The 21,714-nt window shown below is 51.2% G+C and carries 16 protein-coding genes and 8 pseudogenes; 11 read left to right on the forward strand and 13 right to left on the reverse strand.

The features are described 5' to 3' along the window. Positions 1-2: 2 nt before the first annotated feature. From tssF to DES54_RS11795, 4 genes and pseudogenes are all read left to right on the forward strand, one after another. Positions 3-1,769, forward strand: coding sequence for a type VI secretion system baseplate subunit TssF (gene tssF / locus DES54_RS11780; protein WP_113867603.1), 1,767 nt, complete (start codon positions 3-5; stop codon positions 1,767-1,769). Beyond that, a pseudogene (tssG, locus tag DES54_RS11785) lies at positions 1,733-2,245 on the forward strand (type VI secretion system baseplate subunit TssG); the annotation flags it as partial. The gene tssF and the pseudogene tssG, both read left to right, overlap by 37 nt. Beyond that, positions 2,239-5,391, forward strand: a pseudogene (locus DES54_RS11790) (RHS repeat-associated core domain-containing protein); the annotation flags it as partial. The pseudogenes tssG and DES54_RS11790, both read left to right, overlap by 7 nt. After that, entirely contained in the window at positions 5,391-5,759 is a 369-nt protein-coding gene (locus DES54_RS11795; RefSeq protein WP_113867605.1) for a hypothetical protein, read from the forward strand. The pseudogene DES54_RS11790 and the gene DES54_RS11795, both read left to right, overlap by 1 nt. 41 nt (positions 5,760-5,800) lie before the next feature. On the opposite strand, the gene DES54_RS11800 is transcribed toward DES54_RS11795, so the two are convergent. Then, on the reverse strand, positions 5,801-6,103 hold the full coding sequence (locus DES54_RS11800; protein WP_113867607.1) for a SymE family type I addiction module toxin: 303 nt from the start codon (positions 6,101-6,103) through the stop codon (positions 5,801-5,803). Between the two features lie 23 nt (positions 6,104-6,126). Between DES54_RS11800 and DES54_RS11810 the strand changes: the two are divergent. The 3 genes and pseudogenes from DES54_RS11810 to DES54_RS11820 all read left to right on the forward strand — a co-directional run bounded on the left by DES54_RS11810 (position 6,127) and on the right by DES54_RS11820 (position 8,717). After that, positions 6,127-6,380: pseudogene (locus tag DES54_RS11810) on the forward strand (hypothetical protein). A gap of 419 nt (positions 6,381-6,799) precedes the next feature. Beyond that, on the forward strand, positions 6,800-7,774 hold the full coding sequence (locus tag DES54_RS11815) for a chemotaxis protein (RefSeq protein WP_113867644.1): 975 nt from the start codon (positions 6,800-6,802) through the stop codon (positions 7,772-7,774). Positions 7,775-8,399: 625 nt separating this feature from the next. After that, entirely contained in the window at positions 8,400-8,717 is a 318-nt protein-coding gene (locus tag DES54_RS11820; RefSeq protein ID WP_113867609.1) for a hypothetical protein, read from the forward strand. 44 nt (positions 8,718-8,761) lie between these two features. On the opposite strand, the gene DES54_RS11825 is transcribed toward DES54_RS11820, so the two are convergent. The 6 genes from DES54_RS11825 to ptsP form a co-directional block, all read right to left on the reverse strand. After that, positions 8,762-9,124 (reverse strand): PTS fructose transporter subunit IIB, encoded by a 363-nt coding sequence (locus tag DES54_RS11825; protein WP_113867611.1) that lies wholly within the window; start codon positions 9,122-9,124, stop codon positions 8,762-8,764. A gap of 20 nt (positions 9,125-9,144) precedes the next feature. Then, on the reverse strand, positions 9,145-10,002 hold the full coding sequence (locus DES54_RS11830) for a helix-turn-helix transcriptional regulator (RefSeq protein WP_113867613.1): 858 nt from the start codon (positions 10,000-10,002) through the stop codon (positions 9,145-9,147). Positions 10,003-10,258: 256 nt separating this feature from the next. Continuing rightward, positions 10,259-10,579 carry a PTS fructose-like transporter subunit IIB gene (locus DES54_RS11835; RefSeq protein WP_113867615.1) on the reverse strand — a complete coding sequence of 107 codons (321 nt, stop codon included), beginning with the start codon at positions 10,577-10,579 and terminating at the stop codon, positions 10,259-10,261. 22 nt (positions 10,580-10,601) lie between these two features. Beyond that, on the reverse strand, positions 10,602-11,855 hold the full coding sequence (locus tag DES54_RS11840) for a class II D-tagatose-bisphosphate aldolase non-catalytic subunit (protein WP_113867617.1): 1,254 nt from the start codon (positions 11,853-11,855) through the stop codon (positions 10,602-10,604). Positions 11,856-11,871: 16 nt separating this feature from the next. Further along, positions 11,872-12,933, reverse strand: a complete 1,062-nt coding sequence (locus DES54_RS11845) for a PTS fructose transporter subunit EIIC (RefSeq protein ID WP_113867619.1) — start codon at positions 12,931-12,933, stop codon at positions 11,872-11,874. Between the two features lie 341 nt (positions 12,934-13,274). Next, positions 13,275-15,788, reverse strand: a complete 2,514-nt coding sequence (gene ptsP / locus DES54_RS11850; RefSeq protein WP_113867621.1) for a phosphoenolpyruvate--protein phosphotransferase — start codon at positions 15,786-15,788, stop codon at positions 13,275-13,277. 391 nt (positions 15,789-16,179) lie between these two features. Between ptsP and DES54_RS11855 the strand changes: the two genes are divergently transcribed. After that, positions 16,180-16,845, forward strand: a complete 666-nt coding sequence (locus DES54_RS11855; protein ID WP_113867624.1) for an HAD-IA family hydrolase — start codon at positions 16,180-16,182, stop codon at positions 16,843-16,845. A 54-nt stretch (positions 16,846-16,899) separates the two neighbouring features. Further along, complete coding sequence (locus tag DES54_RS11860) at positions 16,900-17,634, forward strand: phosphatase (protein ID WP_113867626.1); 735 nt, start codon at positions 16,900-16,902, stop codon at positions 17,632-17,634. 175 nt (positions 17,635-17,809) lie between these two features. Here the strand turns inward: DES54_RS11860 and DES54_RS11865 are convergent, their stop codons facing one another. Both DES54_RS11865 and DES54_RS11870 read right to left on the reverse strand, forming a co-directional pair. Continuing rightward, on the reverse strand, positions 17,810-18,706 hold the full coding sequence (locus tag DES54_RS11865) for an NAD-dependent epimerase/dehydratase family protein (protein ID WP_113867628.1): 897 nt from the start codon (positions 18,704-18,706) through the stop codon (positions 17,810-17,812). 253 nt (positions 18,707-18,959) lie between these two features. Then, positions 18,960-19,154 (reverse strand): annotated as a pseudogene (locus tag DES54_RS11870) (Arm DNA-binding domain-containing protein); the annotation flags it as partial. Between DES54_RS11870 and DES54_RS11875 the strand changes: the two are divergent. Both DES54_RS11875 and DES54_RS11880 read left to right on the forward strand, forming a co-directional pair. Next, positions 19,155-19,559, forward strand: coding sequence for a hypothetical protein (locus DES54_RS11875; protein ID WP_113867630.1), 405 nt, complete (start codon positions 19,155-19,157; stop codon positions 19,557-19,559). A gap of 213 nt (positions 19,560-19,772) precedes the next feature. Beyond that, positions 19,773-19,901, forward strand: a pseudogene (locus tag DES54_RS11880) (integrase core domain-containing protein); the annotation flags it as partial. A gap of 83 nt (positions 19,902-19,984) precedes the next feature. On the opposite strand, the gene iraP reads toward DES54_RS11880, so the two are convergent. The 4 genes and pseudogenes from iraP to DES54_RS18940 form a co-directional block, all read right to left on the reverse strand. Next, on the reverse strand, positions 19,985-20,320 hold the full coding sequence (gene iraP / locus DES54_RS11885; protein WP_113867632.1) for an anti-adapter protein IraP: 336 nt from the start codon (positions 20,318-20,320) through the stop codon (positions 19,985-19,987). 159 nt (positions 20,321-20,479) lie between these two features. Beyond that, positions 20,480-20,943: pseudogene (locus DES54_RS18935) on the reverse strand (tyrosine-type recombinase/integrase); the annotation flags it as partial. Positions 20,944-20,996: 53 nt separating this feature from the next. Then, positions 20,997-21,098, reverse strand: a pseudogene (locus DES54_RS19285) (hypothetical protein); the annotation flags it as partial. Between the two features lie 310 nt (positions 21,099-21,408). Next, a pseudogene (locus tag DES54_RS18940) lies at positions 21,409-21,549 on the reverse strand (JAB domain-containing protein); the annotation flags it as partial. Positions 21,550-21,714: the final 165 nt, after the last annotated feature.

The following is a 21,714-nucleotide window of genomic DNA, read 5'->3' on the forward strand; positions in this document are numbered from 1 at the left end:
TTATGTCACTGGAACATTTTTTCAGGGATGAATTGACCTACTTGCGCCTGCAAGGGCGCGAATTCGCCAAAGCCCACCCTGAACTAACCCGATTTTTGTCAGAACAGACCACTGACCCGGATGTCGAGCGACTTCTGGAAGGGTTCGCTTTTTTGACCGGAAGTCTGCGGGCGAAGATCGAGGACGAGTTTCCTGAACTGACGCATGGTTTGCTGGGCATGCTGTGGCCCAACTATCTGCGCCCCGTGCCGAGTATGACGATTATGCAGTTTTCGGTACTCCCCGGCGCCATCGCGCAGCCCGCCTTTGTCGCACGCGGCTGCGAGCTTGACAGCTTGCCGGTGGACGAGATGGTCTGGCATTTTCAGACCTGTCACGACGCCTGGATCTACCCGGCGGATATCCGCCAGATCAACGTACAAAGCGGTAACGATCTCTCGACCATAACGCTGGATATCGGTCTGCACGGCCCGCTGTCATTAGGCTCTCTGCAACTCGACAAACTGCGCTTTTATCTGGGCGGCGATACTTACACCGCCTATGAACTTTATTTCTGGATAGCCAGCCAGTTATCGCACATTGAGTTGGAAGTCGACGGCCAGCGCTTCCGTCAGGAAGCCGGCGTACTGAAAACGGTGGGATTTGAACGTGAAGATGCGCTGCTACCGTATCCGGGCAACGTTTATTCCGGCTATCGTATTCTACAAGAGTATTTCTGTTTCCCTGAAAGCTTTCTGTTCTTCCAACTGTCCGGTGCGGCATGGCCCGACTTGCCGTTAACGGTGACGGCGTTCCGCCTGCATTTCTGTTTCGATCGTCCCTTGCCCGCGGAACTGAAAATCCGGCCCGACTCATTCATGCTCAACTGTGTCCCGGCCATCAATCTGTTCCAGCATGACAGCGAACCGATCAATCTCAGCGGACGTCAGACGGAATATCCGCTGAAAGCCAGTTACCGCCATGCCGAGGGATTTGAAATTTTCTCCATCGATAAGGTGGACGGTTGGGTGGAAGGCAATGCCGGTCGTTCACGCGGCGTGCCGCGCGTCTACCAGCCATTTGAAAGCTTCCAGCATCAGATTGAGCGCGCCAAAGGGCGGCTAGCGCTGTATTACCGTATTCGGGTACGGGAAGCCGTTAGCGGCGACGGTTTTGAGCATTTGCTTTCCTTTGTCCGTGGGGATGAACGTGAAGTAATTGATCTGGATGAATCCATTTCCGTCAGCCTGACCTGCACCAATCGTTCGCGGGCGGCGCAATTGCCGGTTGGCGCGATCTGTGTGCCGACCGGCAATTCTCCCTCCTTCGCCACATTTCGCAATCTGACCTGGCCAACCCGTCCGCTAAGACCGGCAATGGACGGCAGCCTGCACTGGACGCTGATTTCCAACCTGTCGTTGAACTATGTTTCGTTGCTGCGCCGCGATGCGTTGGTGCAAATTTTGCGCACCTACGATTTCCCCGCCCTGCATGACAAACAAGCGGAACAGGCCTCGCGTAAACGGCTAGCGGGGATCGAGTCCATCGACACCACGCCCATTGATCGGCTGGTGCGGGGGATGCCGGTTCGCGGTCTGAAGTCGGTGCTGTCGATACGGCAGTCCGCCTTCTCCAGCGAAGGAGAACTGTATCTGTTCAGTACGGTGCTGGCGCATTTCTTCTCGCTGTACGCCAGCGTCAATGCTTTCCACCTGCTGGAGGTGGTCAACATCGATAACAAGGAGCGCTACCGATGGCCGGTACAGATAGGTCAGCACTCGATGATGTGAAGTTTCGCCAGGACGCCTCACGCTTCAATTTTTTCCAACTGGTGGAACTGCTGAATCAGTTGGAAGAGGTTGATCTGGAGCAGGAACTGGATTTCCGGCCCGATCAGGAACGGTTGCGTTTCCGCTCGACGGCATCAATCGGTTTCCATCCTGCGGATGTTCTGCGGGTGGGACAGGATAACCAGGGGCGTCAGGAACTGGAGGTGGCGTTTCTGGGGCTGCACGGCAGCCAGTCGCCGATGCCGGGTTATTACCTGGAAGAATTGGCCTGGGAGTACGCGCAGGGCGAGCAAAAGCTGGGCGTGTTTCTCAATTTCTTTCATCACCGGCTGTTGACGCTGCTTCATCGCGCCTGGCGCAAATATCGCTACCACGTCCGTTTTCAGAATGACGGCGAGGATGGTTTCTCCCGGCTGATGTTCGCTCTGGTGGGATTGGGCAACGACGCCGTACGGGACAGCCTGCCGGTCAGCCGGGGTTGCTGGGTACGCTGTGGCGTTGCAACTGGGATATGAGTCTGGCGTTGAACAAAGGCGTGATCACGCTAACCGACGGCGAGTTCGATCAGGCGGTATTCGCTCTGCCCGCCGAAGGCGAATCAAGCCGTGCGCCGTCTAACCCGGCGTGGCGACTGACCCGTCGGCAGGGGCAGTTGGTGTTGCAGCATGTTGATGGCTTGCGCTACCGGTTTGAGCATGCGCTCGGTCTGCAACTGTGTCTGACGGCGATCGAGGACCGGTCAGGAAACCGTATATCGCTGCTATGGGATCGGGCGACCCTGTGCTGGGTTGCCTTACCGGATGGCCGTCTGGTGCATGTGGAAACCGCGCATCACCGGATTGTCAAACTGACGCTATGCGACGCGCATCGTCAGCCGCTGAAAACGTTGGCCAGTTATACCTATGACGCGCGCGGACACTTGTTAAGTGTTCGTGCGGGGGAAGGACGTAATTTTGACTACCGTTACTCGCCGGAATGGCTGTTGCGTTGGTCTGATTTGGGCTCTACCTGGGTTGAGCATGATTACGATGAAAAAGGCTGGGCGATACGTGACAGAACCGCCGGGGGATACTGGCCGGGCCATTTCGAATATGACGATGACAACCTGACCAGCCATTATCACAGTGGTTTTGGCAGGGTGATCAGCTATGTGCGTGATGAACACAATAATATCTTGCTACGCCGCGAGCCAGATGGCGGTGAAAACCGGTTTGAGTGGGTAAACAACCAATTGGCGGCAGAAATTGATCCGCTGGGCAATCGCACGGAATACCAGCGTAATGCATGGGGGCAAGTGACGACGGTGACGTTGCCGGATGGCGCGATACACCGTTATGACTATGACGACGATGGTCAGTTAACCGCTTATACCGACCCGATGGGCAGCGTATGGCGTTATCAGCGTAATGCCGCTGACCAACTGGTGGAAGTGAATGACCCGGAAGGCCGCGAGTGGTTGCATCATTATCATGATAATGGCGAGTTGGCGACGCTCATCGGGCCGGATGGGGTGCTGCAACGTTATCACTACAATGCGCGTGGCTTACTGAGCGGGCTTGAGCGCGATGACGCGCCAGCGGTCACGTTCATCTATGACGACCATGACCGTCTGACGGAACGGCACATCGCCCATGAGCAGTGTATGCAGGTGCGTCGCTGGGAATACGAGGGGGGACGCGAGTCGCCGTCAAAAGTGATTTATGAAGACGGCAGCGAAACCCGGTTTGGTTATGACGTGGAAGGTAATCTGACCACGGTAACCGACGCGCTGGGTCAACGCTATCAGTTCCGTTACGGGGCGTTCGATAACCTGATGACCGCCACTGACCCGCTGGGCGCGACGGTGCGCTATCACTATAATGCGGAAGCCGAATTTGCCGGCGTGACCAACAGCCAGGGACGGGAGTGGCAGTATCGCTTTGACAGCAGCGGGCGTCTGAGTGAAGAGCGGCATTATGACGGCCGGTTATACCGCTACGCGTATGACGCAGCGGGTCGGCTGACGCAGCGTGTCGCCCCGGACGGCAGCGCGATACGGTATGCGCATGATGCGGCCGGGCGAGTGACGACGCTCACGACATTGAAAACGGACGGGACAACAGAGGGCGTCACGACGCTGGCGTATGATATGGCCGGCCGGCTGGTCAGGGCGGCCAGCCCGGATGCGGTGGTGGCGTACGTCTATAACCGCGCCGGTCAGGTGGTGAGCGAAACCGTGAATGGGGAGGCGGTGACCAGCGATTACGATGCGGGCGGGCAGCGATCGGTGGTGGAGGGCGTGCTGGCCCCGCTGCGGTTGTCGTGGTCGTCGGGACAATTGTCGGTGCTGGGCATCGGGGCGCATCAGGCGCTGAGGTTCAGCCACACGGCATCGGGTCAGGAGCAGCGCAGAAGCAACGAGGCCGGATTTTCCCTGCGTCAGGAGTGGAGTCCGAACGGGTTGCTGCGACATCAGGCGCTGGAGGGGATGAGCGACGTGATGGAGCGTCGCTACCAGTATGATGTGCTGGACCGGCTGACGGGCATCAGCGACAGTAACTGGGGCGAGCAGGCATTCAGGCTGAACGGCACGGGTCAGGTGACGGCGGAGCGTAGGGAGCAAGGGAAGCGGCGTCAGGCGAGGTTGTTTGGTTACGACAGCGAGCAGAACCTGTGTGAAATCGCCGGGATAGCGCCGGGAAAAGGCGAGACGCTGGCGGTTGCGGATGCGGCTGTGCAGTGGTCGGCGCGGTATGATGCGGCGGGCCGGTTGGTCGAGCGCGGCGATACGCAATACCGGTATGACGAGTGTGGGCGTCTGGTGGAGAAACGGACGTTGCGGGCGGGCTTCCGGGTGAAGGAAACGCGGTACGAGTGGGATGTGCAGTGGGTGTATGAGCCGGGAAGTTTTCGTCCGCTGGCGCAGGTGGAGTCAAAGGAGGGTGCGACGCGGCTGCACTATATCGTGACGGACCTGACGGGGACGGCGCGGGAGTTATGCAGTGAAGTAGGCCAGGTTCACTGGCGGGGCGAGCAGGGGCTATGGGGCGCGCATCGCGAGGAAAAAATCCCTATTCTGCGGAGACGCTACCTGGGCGATGCGGCGAACGAGGAGGTGTACTGCGACCTGCGCTATCAGGGGCAGTTATACGATGCGGAAACAGGGCTTTACTATAATCGGCATCGTTATTATGATGCGGAGGGTATTCAGCAGTATATTTCGCCTGACCCGGTGGGACTGCGTGGGGGCATCCGACCTCAGGGATATGTGCATAATCCGCTGGAATGGGTTGACCCGCTGGGGTTGGTTGGGTGTCCGGGAGAAGACGGGGCGTCAAAGGATTCCTATGGTTCTTATAGACCGGATCGTCCTTTGCCTCGTGATAAGAACGGAAATCCTGTTCCGGATACTGATGCCCCGCATACACAGTTAGGTTCTAAGAAAGGCAGAAAAGGAACATACACTCAAGCGAGAGAATGGGGATATGATGAAAATGGTAAACTCGTTCCTAAGCGAGATATAGATTTTACAGATCATGGGCGACCGGCTAAACATCCTAATCCTCATCAACATGATTATATTCCAAATCCTACGGGCGGGACACCTCAGCACGGCCCAGCCAGAAAGTTGGAGCTTCCATAATGCAAGTAATAAACGGTGAGATGTTTTCCAAGGAAAATATAAAACTAAAATTAATTGATCTAATAAAAGCTATTCCAGAAAATGATTGGAATTGGTATCTCTACGAAATAGATGCTATTGGATGTGCTTTGTATGGTTTATCTATGCCTGACTTTGAGGATCTGGTTTTATCAAAGAAACATGGGTTGGAAATGTCATGGAGTGAAGTTAAATTATTGGCTAATTCATTAGATGATATAAAGACTTTTTTTATCGTGGCTAGTTCTGGTTTATTATTATATGAGGACGTAGATATAGATAATTTAACGAATTGCCTTGCGATAATTAATGTTTTTGATAGTACGTTTTGGGAAGTAAAAATAAAATAAATAAAAGCCGGAAGTGATCGTCGATCCTTCCGGCTTTTTTATTAAGCCAGCATAATCCCTCGCTCCGCCCGAATGGTTATTTTACCGGGCAGCAGTTCAATATTTAACGACTGGTCGGGCAACCCGCAGCGGGTCAGCCAGTCGCCCGCCAGATAAAGCTCGCCGTTATCGCGTATCCAGTCGGCGCCCTCGCGGTCATGGCCGCCGAGTTCAGCCAGCAGCGCGGCGATATCGGTATCCTCATCGAGTCGGGTCAGCACCAGCCCGTCGCGGTACAGGCTGATACGGAACAGGGTATTGGCGGTAAAGCCCGCCTGAGCCAGTTCGTCGCCGGTGAGCGGCAGTGCCGTGAACTACCCATTTCAGAATCGATGAGGAGATCAAACGGCTGGCGATGCAGGCCGCCGAACGTCATCAGGTCAGTCTGACGGAGTCATGCGTCAGCGGGTGGAAGCGGCAATCGATATAGGCAAGTCAGGGAAGAGAAGAAAACTGGTGCTGACAACGTTCCCGTTCATCATTATCTATGCGCTGAAACGAGAGATAAACGAAGTGCATATCCTGCGGATATTACATACCCATACCTCGCGCAAAGTGTCGGCGAAATACCCGCCGCGATAGAATAAAAGAATCCCGCTTGCCCTGATTTTCTGGCGGTTTTTGCGCCCCAGTGAGAGATTCCTTTGTTATAACCTGACGTTCGCTTACCCATCGCGGGCGGTGAGTTACAGGTTTTCTCTGCATTACCCGCTACGCGTCTTATACTGTTATCTATGCCAAAGATGCTTTATTGGTGATTTTTGATGTCATGAAATCATCATGTGCTGCCGATAACAAAAAATGATCAACGTTGAGATACGCGATGATCACGTTTATGTGATCGCTTGGCTGAGCACAGCAACGCTATTTGGCGGTGGATAAGATCTGAAGGGAGCTACTGATCGCGAACAGTGAAGGAGCCGATGCCAGCCCTTATTCTGCTCGCATCGCGAATGTCGCCTTGTTACCGTACATTAATCATTATTCGCATTGAGGAAAGCATGGATAATTTTCAAAAAGATATTGAGGAGAGAACCAACCTCACCTCTGCCAATAAGTTTGAACTCTTATTGTTCCGATTGGGTTCTGCACCATCCGCGTCAAATGATGAACAATCTGAGTTGTTCGGTATCAATGTGTTTAAGCTTCGCGAAATTGTGCCTATGCCGGCGTTGACCAAAGCGGCGGGGATGAAATCTCCCATGCTCGGGATGGTGAATATCCGTGGGCAAATCATCCCTGTCATCGACCTTCCGGCGGTTGCGGGCTGTGTACCGGCTACCGGGCTAAACATTCTCCTTGTGACGGAATATGCGCGCAGCACCCAGGCTTTTGCGGTGGAATCCGTAGACGATATCGTTCGTCTTGACTGGAGTCAGGTGCTTGCTGCAGAGGCGGGCGTGAGCAGCAGTTATATCACGAGTATTGCACAGCTTGACAACGACAAGGCGAGTAATCGTCTGGCGCTGGTTCTGGATGTTGAACAGATACTGCATGACATTATACCGGTTGATCGTGATATTCGGATCGAGAACGCACAAGAGAAAACATACCCGATGAAACCGGGGGCGATCGCTATTGTAGCGGAAGATTCAAAAGTTGCCCGTTCGCTCCTTGAACAAGGCTTGAATATGATGTCGCTTCCCTACAGTATGCATGTGACCGGACAGGAAGCATGGAATAAAATCAAGGCGATAGCACAAACCGCACAAGCGGAAGGTCGACCGATTTCGGATAAAATCGGATTTGTATTAACCGATTTGGAAATGCCGGAAATGGATGGTTTTACGCTGACGCGTAATATTAAACGCGATGAGTTTCTGAAAAATATTCCGGTGATCATTCATTCTTCGCTGTCCGGCAGCGCCAACGAAGATCATGTGCGTAATGTGGGCGCAGATGCTTATGTGGCAAAATTCGAGATTAATGAACTGGCAAACGCCATCAATGGCGTACTTGATAAAGCATCCCGCTGATCTCAGGTTATAGCCGTATTATTTCCTTGGCCTCTCCCTTATCGATTTCGTGATGCGGGGCGAGGTCGCTAAAACGGCAACGGCGTCATATCTTTCAACGTCACGCCATCACTAATCACCATCCCTATCTCCATCTTTTCCCCGCTCTTCATCCGTCCGGTTGGACAATTTTCGTGAATAACTTCTCATATTGATTATTTGCGTAGTCAGTGAACCTTCAACCCTTAAAGATCATGATTTGGAATATCAGCATATTACGGTGTTGGAGACAGTACTTTTCGGTATGAGTGTCGCCATTTTGGATGCATAGCCTGATGCTCTTTTCGTTATTTCAGGTAAATATCTATCCTGCCAAATTTAGCCGCTGAGATATTTTGCCAGTAATGGTTTCCGGCGCTGCTACGCTCTAAGAACAGACCTTGTTGTCTGATACCGTTAATCATACTGATTTTCATGACGACTACAGGTGCGGATATGCGGATTATGATGATGCCGATTTTGTTTCTGTTATCTGGTGTCAGCGGCGCTGGACAACATACCTTTTACCAGAAAAGCGTTTAGAAAATAGTATGTTGTACAGTATGTCAATTCTTGGCCCCATGAGTGGAATAATGACCGTAACTATATGTCGCGCCTGTTTGCTATTGCGCAAAAGGACAATATTGGCCTTGGCGGACGAGATATTGTCCCTGATAAAAATACACAAATGGAAAATTCATATCCATTTTCTCATCGCTATAAAAATAAACTGAATCTCGTTGCGATGGCTGTTCAGGAACCTACGTTGAGCTTTATAAATCCACAAACTAAAAAGCCATTTACCCGACAGGAATTTACTCAATTCGCAGAGGAATATCTGGGAAACAATATTATTTTCTGGAGTACCCGCTCCCTGTGGCTGAGTCGTAAATATTATTGGAACCCGGCTGATGATCTCTGTTAAAAAGGCGAAGATTACCGGGCACGAGCACGATTGGCGCGGTGAAATTATAAATCAATCACCTTACGTTTTGGGTAATGCAGGATCTTTTTAATGCACGCCAGTAAATCCGTTGGCTTGAGCAGCAACGAACTGATGCGGACATTGATGACCCTGCAATCTTCGAAGCGTTTGAAATCGTCGATAGTAATGTCGGACGCGAGGATCGCTATATCGGCGAGGGCGATGTCATGGTCGGTTATTTTGTTTTTGATGCCCAGCACGCCCTGCGTTTCGATTTTAATGGTCAGGTTGTATTCCTTCGCTAGTCTTTCAAGCTGCTCCGCCGCCATGTAAGTATGTGCGACGCCGGTGGCGCAGGCGGTAACCGCGACAATGTTGATTTTGCTTTCGCTCTTTACGTGTGACATGATGTCTCCGCTTCTCAGTGTCATACCGGGTTACTTTCCCTATTCCTGCGTCTGTACTCCAGAGGCGTACAGTCATTAATCTCCCTGAACACCTTGCAAAAGTAATTGGTATCCGTGAAGCCGCAGCGTTCGGAAATCTCATTGATTTTCAGCATGGTGCTGGTCAGCAGCGATCGTGAACGGGAGATGCGGGCGGCCTTCAGATACTCATTAAATTTCACCTCAGAGTCTTTCGAAAACAGCCGGGACAGGTAGCCTGGAGAAATATTAAAGATCTCTGCGACGCTCACCCGACTGATATCTTTATGAAAGTTATGGCTAATGTATTGTTTTATTTCATCAATCAGCGTTACCGGGCTTTTCTTTTCGCGCGCGCCGACAGTGATTTGGTGGGCGATATCGCTCAGTAGCGCATAAATGATGTGCGAGAACGTCTCACGGTTTTTATCCTGCGTCCGCGCCAGCGACTCCGCCAGATCCAGCAGCGTATCGCGCACCGTGCTGCTGGTATTTTGCAACGTGAACTTGTCCACTTCTTTGAATTGGTTGCCGTCCCAGTTAATAATGCTGAATCCGATATCCTGCTTCCAGAACACCATCGACAGCGAGATCATCGGCGCGGACCATTGCGGGAAATTCCAGCTATTGGCCGGAATATAGGTAATGGCGCCGACCGGACGATCGAATTTGACGATACGATCGTCGCCTTTTGGCAGCAGCATACTGAACACGCCCTTTACGGTGAGTTCGATTCTGGGAACGTGAAGGTGATACGCCATAGTCGGCGCTTGGGCGTTGCCGTTGGCGACCAGTACGGCGTCGGCGCTTGCGCACAGATTGCTGAACTCACTGAGTATCGATTGTATGAATGCGCTCATAAAAAGCCTGCATACTTGTCGTAGAGGGACCAGGATCGTAACAACGTTATTAAGAGCAAACAATGCGGCGCTTTCCGCTTTTCCGCACCTGCGCCTCAAAGATAGCGGTTTCGACGACAATAACCGTCTTCTGCCGCATTTGCTTAAGCTGGTTCATTCGGTTACCTGTTAACGTATATAGGTTAATAAAATAGGAAGGAGGGGCCCTCTCCTTGCTATTTATTCTTTTTGTTTACAATTTATTAATTCATGCTGATTATTCGTTTACGCCAAGATTTTCAGCGATTTTCTGCATAATCTCATCGGCATGGCGGACAGCCGTATTTGCGCCGACGCGAACAATTTTTTTACTGGAAAAACGGCCTTCATTTTTGATGGTGACATCATTGGTCAGAATAACCATATCCGCTTTATCAATATCGGAAGAGGTTAATTCATTTTCAATGCCTGTCGCTCCCTGGGTTTCAACTTTAATTTCCCAGCCTTTTTTTTGGGCTGCAATTAACAGAGATTCCGCCGCCATATAAGTATGGGCGACACCTGTAGGACAGGCTGTTACCGCTACCAGAATAGTCATGATATTTTACCTTACGAAAATATTATTTTGCGGCGGCAACCCGTGAAGTCAGTCCCGGCATATTAAAGCATTCGGCTTCGTTCTGAATAATATCCTTAATTTTATTGACGACGTAACGCTCAGGTTCAATACCGAAGGATTTTAGATTCGCAAACATTTTTTGCATCTCTTTCACCACATCCGGTTTTTCATAATTATAGTGACCGCTGAGTTCGAGGATTTCTTTGAGTAATTCCGGATCGCTGAAGATTTGTTCCTCCGATTTATTCTTGTGCTCGTCGGTCATCCATTTTTCCCATTTGTGGCTGATGACGCATTCGCGAGTCAGCACGTTTTTCAGGTCGGATGCCGATTCAATCAAGCCTTTCGCCGCCAAATCCTGCTCGACTTCATTCAGCGTCAGGTAGGCGCGCGTTTCATAGGTGCCGTAGGCGGGCGCCACGTTCATTGCGGTGATGCCAAGTCCCGGATGCTTCAACAGAATATCGTCCGGCAGGTAATCGCCGTTGTGTTCTTTCAGGCCCACGCCGTAACGGGTGCTGATGGTCGATAGCTCGGCGGACTGCGTATCGTTAAAGTGGCCGACGTTGCGGGTCAGACGCGTCAGCGTACCGGTCTGGCCGACGATGAACAGCGGCTGGGGCAGCCCTTCCGACGTCAGGCGTTGGTTCAGTTCGATAATAAATTCTTCGTAAGCGCGGATATCCGTCAGGCCGCCGTTGGTTTCTTCCGTACCTACTTCGTAGAAGAATTCCTTCAGGTTTTTTTCTTTACGGTACGCTTCGCAAAAGCGGATCAGTTCGACGGTGCGGCTCAGCACCAGTTCGATGTCGATGACTTTGCCCACCACGTAGGGATCTTTGGTCGGGTCGATATGCAGCAGATCGAAACCAGCGTCCATATCAATGGTGTAGGAGCGACGGGCCAATACCATTGCTTCCGCTTCAGGAATATGATCTTTACGCTCTTTATCGCGCTGCCACGGGCCGCCGTGGTCGCGGCAGAGGAAGTAATCGCCGTCAAAGCCGACTTTCTCCGCCATTGCTTTCAGGTCCGCCGCGAAGCGGAACTGGTCCCAGTTATTCACATAACCCGCGCCGAACTCATCGGCATCGACCTGATTGCGGCTGGCGATAAACATCAGCGGCAGGTCTTTTTCTTTCCCCAGTTCAAAGCAAGCCTGGATGAGCGCCGGCGACATCGGGCCGATGCCCAGCATGGTGGATTTGCCGCCTTGCACGATGTAATCGACATATTGTTTCAGCGTATTTTTCATATTGACTCCTGCTTTTTTAGTCAAAAGAGATATCGAGGTCATCACCCGCGTTTTTCGCGTATGCCTTCGATTTCATTACGGTTTTCAGAATCTTTACCGCGATTGCGGTGGTGATGGCGCCCGCGATAATGGCAATGACATAGCCCACCGGATTACCCACCACCGGCAGCACGATCAGTCCGCCCCACGGCGCGGCGTTGGTGGCGCCAAACCACAGGGAAATCACGGAAGCCACCGCGCCGCCGATCATGTTGGCCGGGATCACGCGCATCGGGTCGGCGGCGGCGAACGGGATCGCGCCTTCGCTGATGCCGATGCAGCCCATGATGAGCGCCGGTTTGCCCGCTTCGCGCTCTTCATCGTTAAAGATGCGTTTGAACAGGAAGGTCGCCAGCGCCATACCCAGCGGCGGCGTACACACCGGCGCGGCAACGGCGGCCATCAATTGCGGGTTGGTGGTGATCAACGCCACGGCGAAGAAGAAGGCGGTTTTGTTCATCGGGCCGCCCATATCGAAGGTGATCATGCTGCCCAGAATAATGCCGAGCACGATAAAGGACGCGCCCTGCATGCCGGACAGCCACACGCTCAGGGACTTCATCACCCACGCGATCGGATCGCCGACCACATAATAAATCGCCATCCCGGTCAGGAACGTACCGACCAACGGAATAATAAAGATTGGAAGAATCAGGCGCAGAAAATCAGGAATTTTCAGCCGGGAAATTAATTGCAGCAGCGCGTACACCACCAGTCCAGCAATGATCCCGGCGAGCATCCCGCCGAGGAAACCCGCGCCCATCTCATTGGCCAGCAGGCCGCCGATAGCGCCGGGCGCAATCCCCGGTTTTTCCACCATCGAATAGGCGATAAAGCCCGCCAGAATAGGAATGAACAATGTCAGCCCGGCGATGCCGATTTGCGACATGGCTTTGAGGAAACCGTGCTCCGGTAACGCCGCTTTGCCGCTGAACATGACGGCGAGCGCCAGCAATACACCGCCCGCCACGACAAAGGGGATCATATATGACACGCCGGTCATAAAGTGTCTTTTGGTATTTTTTAAAAGTTTAAACATGCTAACCTCGACTAATAAAAGGAGGTGATTGATGTATTTATACCCGTCATACTTCAAGTTGCAGGTGCGTTGGCTGCGCTCACTACTCGGCCCATCCATGGGCCTCGCCCCAAAGGGGCCGCTGCACACAGCGTTCAAATCTGCTCCTAAATAACTGATCCTAATATCGCTACATAGCAGATTTGTCACCCGAATCACTTACGGGTGTATGCTCATCGGGATTAAATGAGAGACATCCTGTTTCTCACCGGTGGCCAGCCGTTGGCTGGTCAAATTCGTTCCCGACGAATTTGTCCTTCGCTTGCTGCCTTCCTGTAACTCGAATTATTTAGGGTATATATTCAGACTTCTAATGTTCTGACTATACGGTTGTAGAGTGCTTCGGAAGTGACTGAGTTTTTTATTTCATTTCTGAATTCCTCATTCATTAGTTTTCTGGCAAGGGTCGAGAAATATTTCATGTGTTCATTGTTGCCTGCTGATTTACTGATGGTCAGCATAAATACCGTATCCACTTGCTGCTCACCCCAAATCACCGGGGAAATAAGTTTTGCCACGCTGATGGTGGAGTGAAGAATATGGTCGGATTTGGTATGGGGAATAGCAAAACCGAAACCGACGGCAGTGGGGAATGTATCTTCGCGCGCCCAGAGATCGTCGCATAGTTTTTCCCGGTTATCGGTGCGGTGTCGCAGCCAGAGATTATCCGTAAGTTTTTTAATAACTTCGTTTCGGTTGGCGGCATCAAGATTATCGATAATAAATTCCCTGCCTAAAATCGGTTTTGACGTTTTGGCTTTGACATCGGGATGATCCAGCAGCGCTTTTACCTGCGCCGTTGATTTCGCGGCAACCACGTTGGTCACCAGTGCCTGACATTTCTCATAATCCATGTCCCGCAGCGCATGTTTCACTACCGGAACCGCGGCGTTGCTCATGCTCAGTTCGTCAAATCCCATTCCGATAAAGAGCGGCAGGAAATCGTTGGTGGCGGCCAGTTCCCCGCAAATACCGATCCATTTTCCGGCGCGATGCATCTGGTCGGCGACGAATTTCATGGCGCGTAAAAACGCCGGGGAGTAATTGTCGTAAACGCTTTCAACCTGTGTATTTCCGCGGTCGGCGGCGAAAAAATACTGCGTCAGATCGTTGCTGCCTACGCTGAAAAAATCCGCGTGCTCCGCGATTTCCGGTACCGCGAACATAACCGACGGCACTTCCAGCATCACGCCCATTTCGATATTTTCACGATACGGCAACCGTGCGGCGCTCATCTCCTGCTGCACGGTCTGAAGCACTTCGCGGCACCAGATCACCTCATCGACGCTGGCGATCATCGGGATCATAATGCGGGCGTCACCGGCGGCGGAGGCGGAAAGAATGGCGCGTAACTGCATTTTGAACAGATCCAGATAGCGCGGATAGGTGCGAACGGCGCGGTAGCCAAGGAATGGGTTGGCTTCTACAACGATGCTGAGATAGTCCACCGGCTTATCGCCGCCGATATCAAAGGTGCGGAAAATCACCGGCTTGCCGTCGGCGAGCCGGACCACGCGGGTGTACAGCGCGGTCAACTCTTCCAGCGTCGGCGGCGTTTCGCGATCCATAAACGACATTTCGGTGCGAAACAGTCCCACGCCTTCCGCGCCATTGCTGAAAGCCGCCTCAGCTTCCGTCAGACTGGCGATATTCGCGGCAATGGCTATCTCATGCCCGTCCGACGTGGCGGCTGGTGTGCTGATGTCCGCCAGTATTTCCTGCTGCATCGTCTGGCGAATAACGATTTCATGGCGATAGTAGCGCAACATATTTTCGTCAGGCCGGGCGATCATCATCCCCAGATCGCCGTCTATCACGATTGCTTCGCGGGATGGCAGATCCAACGCCGAAAAATCAATGTCGGTCAGGGTGGGGATACCGAGCGAGCGGGCAAGGATTGCCGTATGCGACATTTTGCCCGTCGCGGTCAGCACCATGCCGGCCAGATACGCCTTGTTGATGCCGAGAAATTTGCCCGGCGTCAGGTTGTTGGCGAGGATTATCACCGGTTCGTGTAGCTCAAGGCTGCTGCGCGGCAGAACGTCTTCGCCGTAGATATGCCCAAGCAACTGGACAGTGATATCCAGCACGTCGAGAGTACGTTCTTTGATGTATTTGCTGGATGACTGATTGAGAATGTCGCAAAAATCCGTCGCTGCCCGGACGATAGCCGCCCAGACATTGGTGTTTTCGCTGAGGTATTGCGCGATATTTCCCTGAAAGGCGATGTCGGTAATGATGGACAGGTGCGCCTGAATGATGTCGTGCTCTACGCCGCTGCTATTGGCGAGCGAGGCCTCTTTTTCCCGCTTCAGGCTTTCCAGCCCGTCGAGCAGGCGCGCTTTCTCCTGGGCTGGCGTATCGATGAAGCCGGGATTGCGGACGGACAGATCCGCCAGGCTCAGGCTTTGGATCAAAAGCGGTCTGGCAATCGCGACGCCGCCGCTGATACGCGTACCCTGAACATAATCGGCTCTGAGTTCGCGTAGCGAACGCGGCAAATAACCGTCCGGCGCGGCGCATGCTTCATCATTATGGGTCGTTTCAAATGACGCCAGTTTGCCGAGCAGTTCGCCGAACTGTAGCGATGCGTCGAATTCATCGTCGCCGCTGATGGTAATCTGACATTCATCGTTGAAAAGAGTGTCGGTGGCGACAATTGACAATGCGCTTTTCGCATTGCCCTGTAAGCCGGTTCGCGTATTTTTCCACACAACTTCCGACTGAAAAGTATTGCACAGGCGTTCGATATGCCCGGCGGGTCTGGCATGAATCCCTTCCTTTAACTCACATTGATAAGTAATCAGTTCAGACATAACCACTCCCGAAAAACGAATACTTATGTTGTATTATTTCTGGCGAACTGAAGCGACAGACCGCCTTGTATATTTGAATCCTCGCTGTTTCGGGTCGGATTTAATACAGAAAATTTGTGACTTATTCTTGAAAAAAATAACCTGATTATATTTTTGTGATTTAAATCATATTTTAATATTATCAGGTGAATCGTTTCATCTTGTTGTTTGATAAGATTAAAGTGAATTTTAATTAGAGATTTATACTAATGGGATCGCAATCACAATATTTATAACTAAAAAATAAAATCACAAAATAACTATAAATACGTTTTTTTTACCATTTATTAAACGGCGGTTCCTGAGATAAAAAGGACTCATCATTTTATTTAACGCCGTGCGGGTGGGAAATATGCGTTGCAGAGGATTGTTGTTCGATTTAGATGGGACACTGGTTAATTCATTGAATTTTGTAGAAAGGTCATGGGAGGCGTGGGCGAAAAAAAAACGGTTGGACAGTGAAGCGGTAAGAAATTTTCTACACGGCAAGCCCGCGCTGGCGACCCTGCGCCATTTTATGCCAACCGCGACGAATGACGCCATTGTGCATGAATTTACCATGCTGGAAGACTTCGAGGCGCACAATGTCGCGGACATCACGCCAGTGGCCGGCGCGGTGAAATTTCTCATGCTGCTGACGCGGTTATCGGTACCCTGGGGCATCGTCACTTCCGGCTCGCTGAAAGTCGCCTCGGCCCGCATTCGCCAGGTGGGATTCCCGACGCCGCCGGTGCTGGTCACCAGTGAAGACATCCATCACGGCAAACCTCACCCTGAACCTTTTCTGCTGGGCGCGCAGCGGCTGGCAATCGCGGCGCAGGACTGCGTGGCGTTCGAAGACTCGGTAGCGGGGCTGACCTCCGCCCGTGCCGCGGGTTGTATGCTGGTCGAGGTACTCACGAGCAAATCGGAAGCCCATGCGACCGATGTCATTCTGACGGTGGGCGACTACCAGCATTTTTCCATCAGCGCCGCAGGGGGCGCTGATTTTTCCTTACAGTTTTCACCGCTGTCATAATCTGCCTGTCCCTGCGCGGTGTGAGCCGCGTGGCGCTCATCCAGGAGGAAAGCCATGTATCCCGTTGATTTGCATATGCACACGGTAGCAAGCACCCATGCGTACAGCACCGTACACGATTACCTCGCCGAAGCGGTGCGCCGGGGAGTGAAGTTGATTGCCATTACCGATCATGGCCCTGAGATGGTGGATGCGCCGCACGCGTTCCACTTTACCAACATGCGTATTTTGCCGCGACTGGTTGATGGCGTGGGAATACTGCGCGGCATTGAAGCCAATATCAAAGCCAACGGCAATACGGATTGCAGCGAAAAAATGCGTGCATCGCTGGATCTGATTATCGCCGGGTTTCATAAGCAGGTGTTCGCGCCCGCCGGTAAGATCGCGAATACCGATACGATGATCGCGGCGATGGCGAGCGGCCACGTACACATCATTAGTCACCCCGGCAACCCTGAATCCCCGGTGGATATCCCGTCGATTGTCGAGGCCGCCGCGCACTTCAATGTCGCACTTGAGGTCAATAACTCGTCGTTTACTTATTCGCGCCGGGGCAGCGATCCTAACTGTCGGACCATTGTCGCGGCTGTGCGGGAGCGGGGCGGTTGGCTTTCTCTGGGTACGGATTCCCATAGCGCGTTTACGCTGGGCGATTTCACCGAATGCCAGAAAATTCTCGATGACGAGTGTTTTCTCCTGGAACGTGTACTAAACGTCTCGCCGCGCCGGGTACTGGATTTCCTCGCCTCTCACGGTATGTCGCCAATTGAGGAGTTTGCCGGGCTTTAAATGATGCTGCTGGGCTTAACCCGCATCACAATCCGTTAATTTAAGGGTTTATTGGAAGGCTTGATTGTGGGTTTTCGAATCGTTATGGGATCGGTACAAACGTTTCGCCTCGATTTATGAGTGGTTTGAATCGAGGCATAATTATTCTTCGTTTATTCAATCGAGATAATCATGTCTACTTGACCGCCATCTCGGTTAAAATCCATTGGATTACCGAGTTATGTTGCGGTTTCCATCCCAACTCCTGACGGGCGCGTACAGATCTGACCCTACTATTGGAGCCTAATGAGTAGCGAGCCCGCGTTTTACCCCAGACCTCTGCGGCTTCTTCAATAGACCAGCTTTGAGGTCCTTGAGTTCCAAGACATTTTGCAAGTGCTGCCCCTAGTTCTGCAAAGGATGCTTCTCCATTTTCAACAAAATAGAATGCTCCTGCTGGCGCATTTTCCAGCGCTAATCGGTAAAGTTCGCAGAGGTCGTCTATATGTACATTCGACCAGATATTCAAACCTTTTCCCACGATGCGCACTACGCCGCTGTCTCGTGCCTGATTAATGAGAAGCGGGATCTGTACACTGTTTGTGCCTGGCAGTTTCCCTTCTCCATAGATCAGGCTATTACACAAAACAATGCCGCGTATTCCCTTCGTCTCTAGGATTTTCTCATCAATTGCTCTTCGTGCTTGTTTTTCTGGGGTTATAAGCAGTGTGCTGTTTTCAGCAAAAATGTTATCGTTTGATTTATTACCATCGCTTATATCAGCGATGATACTGGTTCCGCTGGTATGGATGAGTGGTTTGTTGGTTCCGCGAATGGCTGTCAATAGCGTTTCTACGGTGTTTAGGTCATCGCTATTAGCTGCATTGATGACGGCATCTGCCCGTTGTGCTTCGTAAGAGAGTAATTCGCTGTCGCTTAGTTCACCGATAACGGGCTCAATGCCTCTGGCTGTAAGTTGTACTGCTTTCTCTGGATTACGAACCAGTCCACGAATGTGGTGCCCCGCGTTGCGTAAATAGACTGACAGAGAACCACCGATGTATCCTGTTGATCCAGTAATAAAAATCTTCATCACAGACCCCATTTTTCAGACAACCATTTAGCTGTTTAGGTTTTTCTCCTACTGATAATACGGCTTACTTTAGGAAGCTTAGTCCAGAACATGTCATTCCAGACAATTCAGTACGTTATGTTGTTATTCTTATCCCTCCTTCGCAACAAAAATCATGTGCTTATGCTTAACCTGTCCCCAAGATTAAATATAACGCTCAGTGAGCCAGGTTGATATTCTGCGCCAGCAGTTTGCGGATGCCGTCGCGCTGTTACCGCGCATCGGCCAAAAACACGTCGGGATAAGCGCCTAAACTGAGGCGGGACGCTTTGCCATCGATACAGTATTTGAGATACCAGAGACGTGAACCGCCGGGATTGAGCAAAATGTATAGGCCATGAGAATCGGAAACTTTGAAGGTATTAGCGGATGATTTTAAGTTGCGGATTTTTGAGTCGTTAAGGGACATTTGGGGGTCACTCCATTATCGAACCAATCTGACCCCAAATCTGACCACCATTTTTCCCGATGCGGAGGCCAGTGGGTTGGGGGCCGTGGCGGTTACCATCCGACGGTATTTTCCTTTGCGCCGTTATTCTGGGAGGATGATTTTAAAGGCAGCGACCGAACGATTGAAGATGGACCCAATTATCGTTGGCTGATCATTTTCAAATATCCCGACGGCGTTTCGCAGCAGGAAGGAGACCAGTGGTTCAGGCAGACGTTTGCACCAGAAATCGCCGAACTTCCCGAAGTCACCCGTTTCATTTCCAGCCGGGTTCCGGCCCAGCCTAAAATCGGGCCATTCCAACTCGTTGCCGAAATTTGGTTTACCAATAGCAAACAATGGGAAAAAGCGATGGTCGAGGTATAAAACAAAATTGCCAAACCAGCATAGGCGACCTGGGATAAATTTCCCTGTATGGAACCTTACAAGGATTTTATCGGCGGACTTCTGCTGGATAAACCGGAATCGGACCACCTCGAACAGTATAAAGGGTGTATCACCACTCGCTGAACAGAGATAAATTTTGGCTAATTTTTTATATTCATAATTATTCAGTGATTATTAAAAAGAAGGCCAGGATTTATATTTTCATCACTGGACGAATTACAACGGTACGCAACAGAATGGCAGTGGTTTTATAATCACGAAAGGCCGAATATGGCGTTGGGCGGATATACCCCAAAACAGCATGTGTTACGTGCTGCATAACTCTACTTATGACCTCCGTTAAAAATGGGGGGATTACCATTACACTCAATGCTACAGGTATAGGAAGCCGATAATATAGGGCTTTAATCTGTGGGCATCTGTCCTGGAAGCGGATTTAAAGATTCATAATCAATTTTAGGATCACTCTCTTCAAGTAACTGAGTTAGTGAAAGAAGGGTATCAAATTCATTCAGAAGTAATTCTGCATCAGATTTAAGCAGATTATCAGCAGAATCAAGTGCGGCGTTGATGGCTTTTTTAACGTTTTCAATCATTTCGGTTACACCACCATTTTTACCGATGGTCAGTAATAAGGCTCCAAGGAGTAGTGACTGCGCTTCTACTCGGGCTGCAAGAAGCTTGGCTTCCGCATCCATTTTAGAAATTTTGGTGACCATACTAATAATTACATTTCTCATAATATCCCCTCCTTTTTTTCGCCAGCTTAACCTTTTAGTAAAATAAGGGCGAGATTTCTTTAATGAAAAAACAAATTTCCTTTGTGGTCGTTGGAAGGCCACCATGCTCCGTCATTGGCTCTGGCAACATTGATCCTACCCACGAACGAATAGTGGGCACATCTGGCGTTCAACGGCATCCTGCGACCACATGCCGGATTCCGTCAGTGCGCTACACGCCATCGTCCGGAATCCGTGACCACAGACATCAGTTCTGGTGTCATAGTGGCGTTTAACCGGCGGAGATGTCACGCCGTCCAGATTCAATACCGGGTTATTTCAATTAATCCTTGATGCACGGCGTGACGTATAATGTTGCACAGGTGCTGCCGGGTCCGGGACGCAACTTCCAGCAAACCTTTTGCCTCAGTACCTTTCAGCAAGGCAGTGAAGTGATGGGTTTTCAGTTCGGTTATCGACAGATGACCGAGCACCGGGAAAATATGATTGTTCATGCTGGCAAGCAGACGGACGGCGTGGTTTTCCGACCAGATTCTGTTGTTTTGATGCCAGTCCAGCGCCACGGACTTAAAGCATTTTTCCGGCGAACGGGCAGTTTTTTCGGTCGCTCGCTGCTGCGCCATTTGGATGAAGTTTGCTGCTTACTGTCCAGATCGGCGAGATGCACTTTTTTGCCTGAATGGATGAGTTCAACGGCAGCGGCGCGGGCGAGCGTTGAACGGCTGACGCCACCTTTCTGACTGATAAAACTGATGATTATGGGATCTCCTGAATTCATGAAATACTGAAAAGCCAAAAGAATGAATACAGGAGAAACTTTGATGGAAAGCCGCTAACAGATCGGCAATTAATCAAAAATAGCTCCAGCATATTTTATTAAAGACTGAACACATGAAAACAGGATTTCCTGTTCAGGGAAATAGCCTTTTGCCTCTGGCACTTTCGGTAAAGCCTGTTACCCTTAAATACCTTTACCCCTTGCTGTTGGCCCTTTCCCTTTTTAGTTCGTCAAAGATAATAACAAAATCCATTTTTCATGAATGCATAATTAAAAAGCACCCTCCATTGAAGGGTGCTTTCAGATTATATTTCGCCATATTACGGGTAAGTTCCCGATCCGCCTGGCTGGGCGAGGCATTTCCCGAAGGGTGATTGTGTGCCAGGATCAGGCTTCTGGAATTATGAATGAGCGCCTTGCGAGCAATAATTCGGGGATGAACTTCCACGCTAAATAGCTGTTCCAAATAGTAGATCACTTTGAGGGAACTTAGTCCGAGTTGAGCGATCTGATCAATCGCTAAAAATCACAAATCACCAACCGGACTGAGCGATGCCGATCATAGCACCAATACCCCGTACCGAACGACGTCGGATGCAGAAAACCATCCATAAAA

It is taken from the genome of Brenneria salicis ATCC 15712 = DSM 30166 (assembly GCF_003315515.1).
Lineage (GTDB): Bacteria > Pseudomonadota > Gammaproteobacteria > Enterobacterales > Enterobacteriaceae > Brenneria > Brenneria salicis.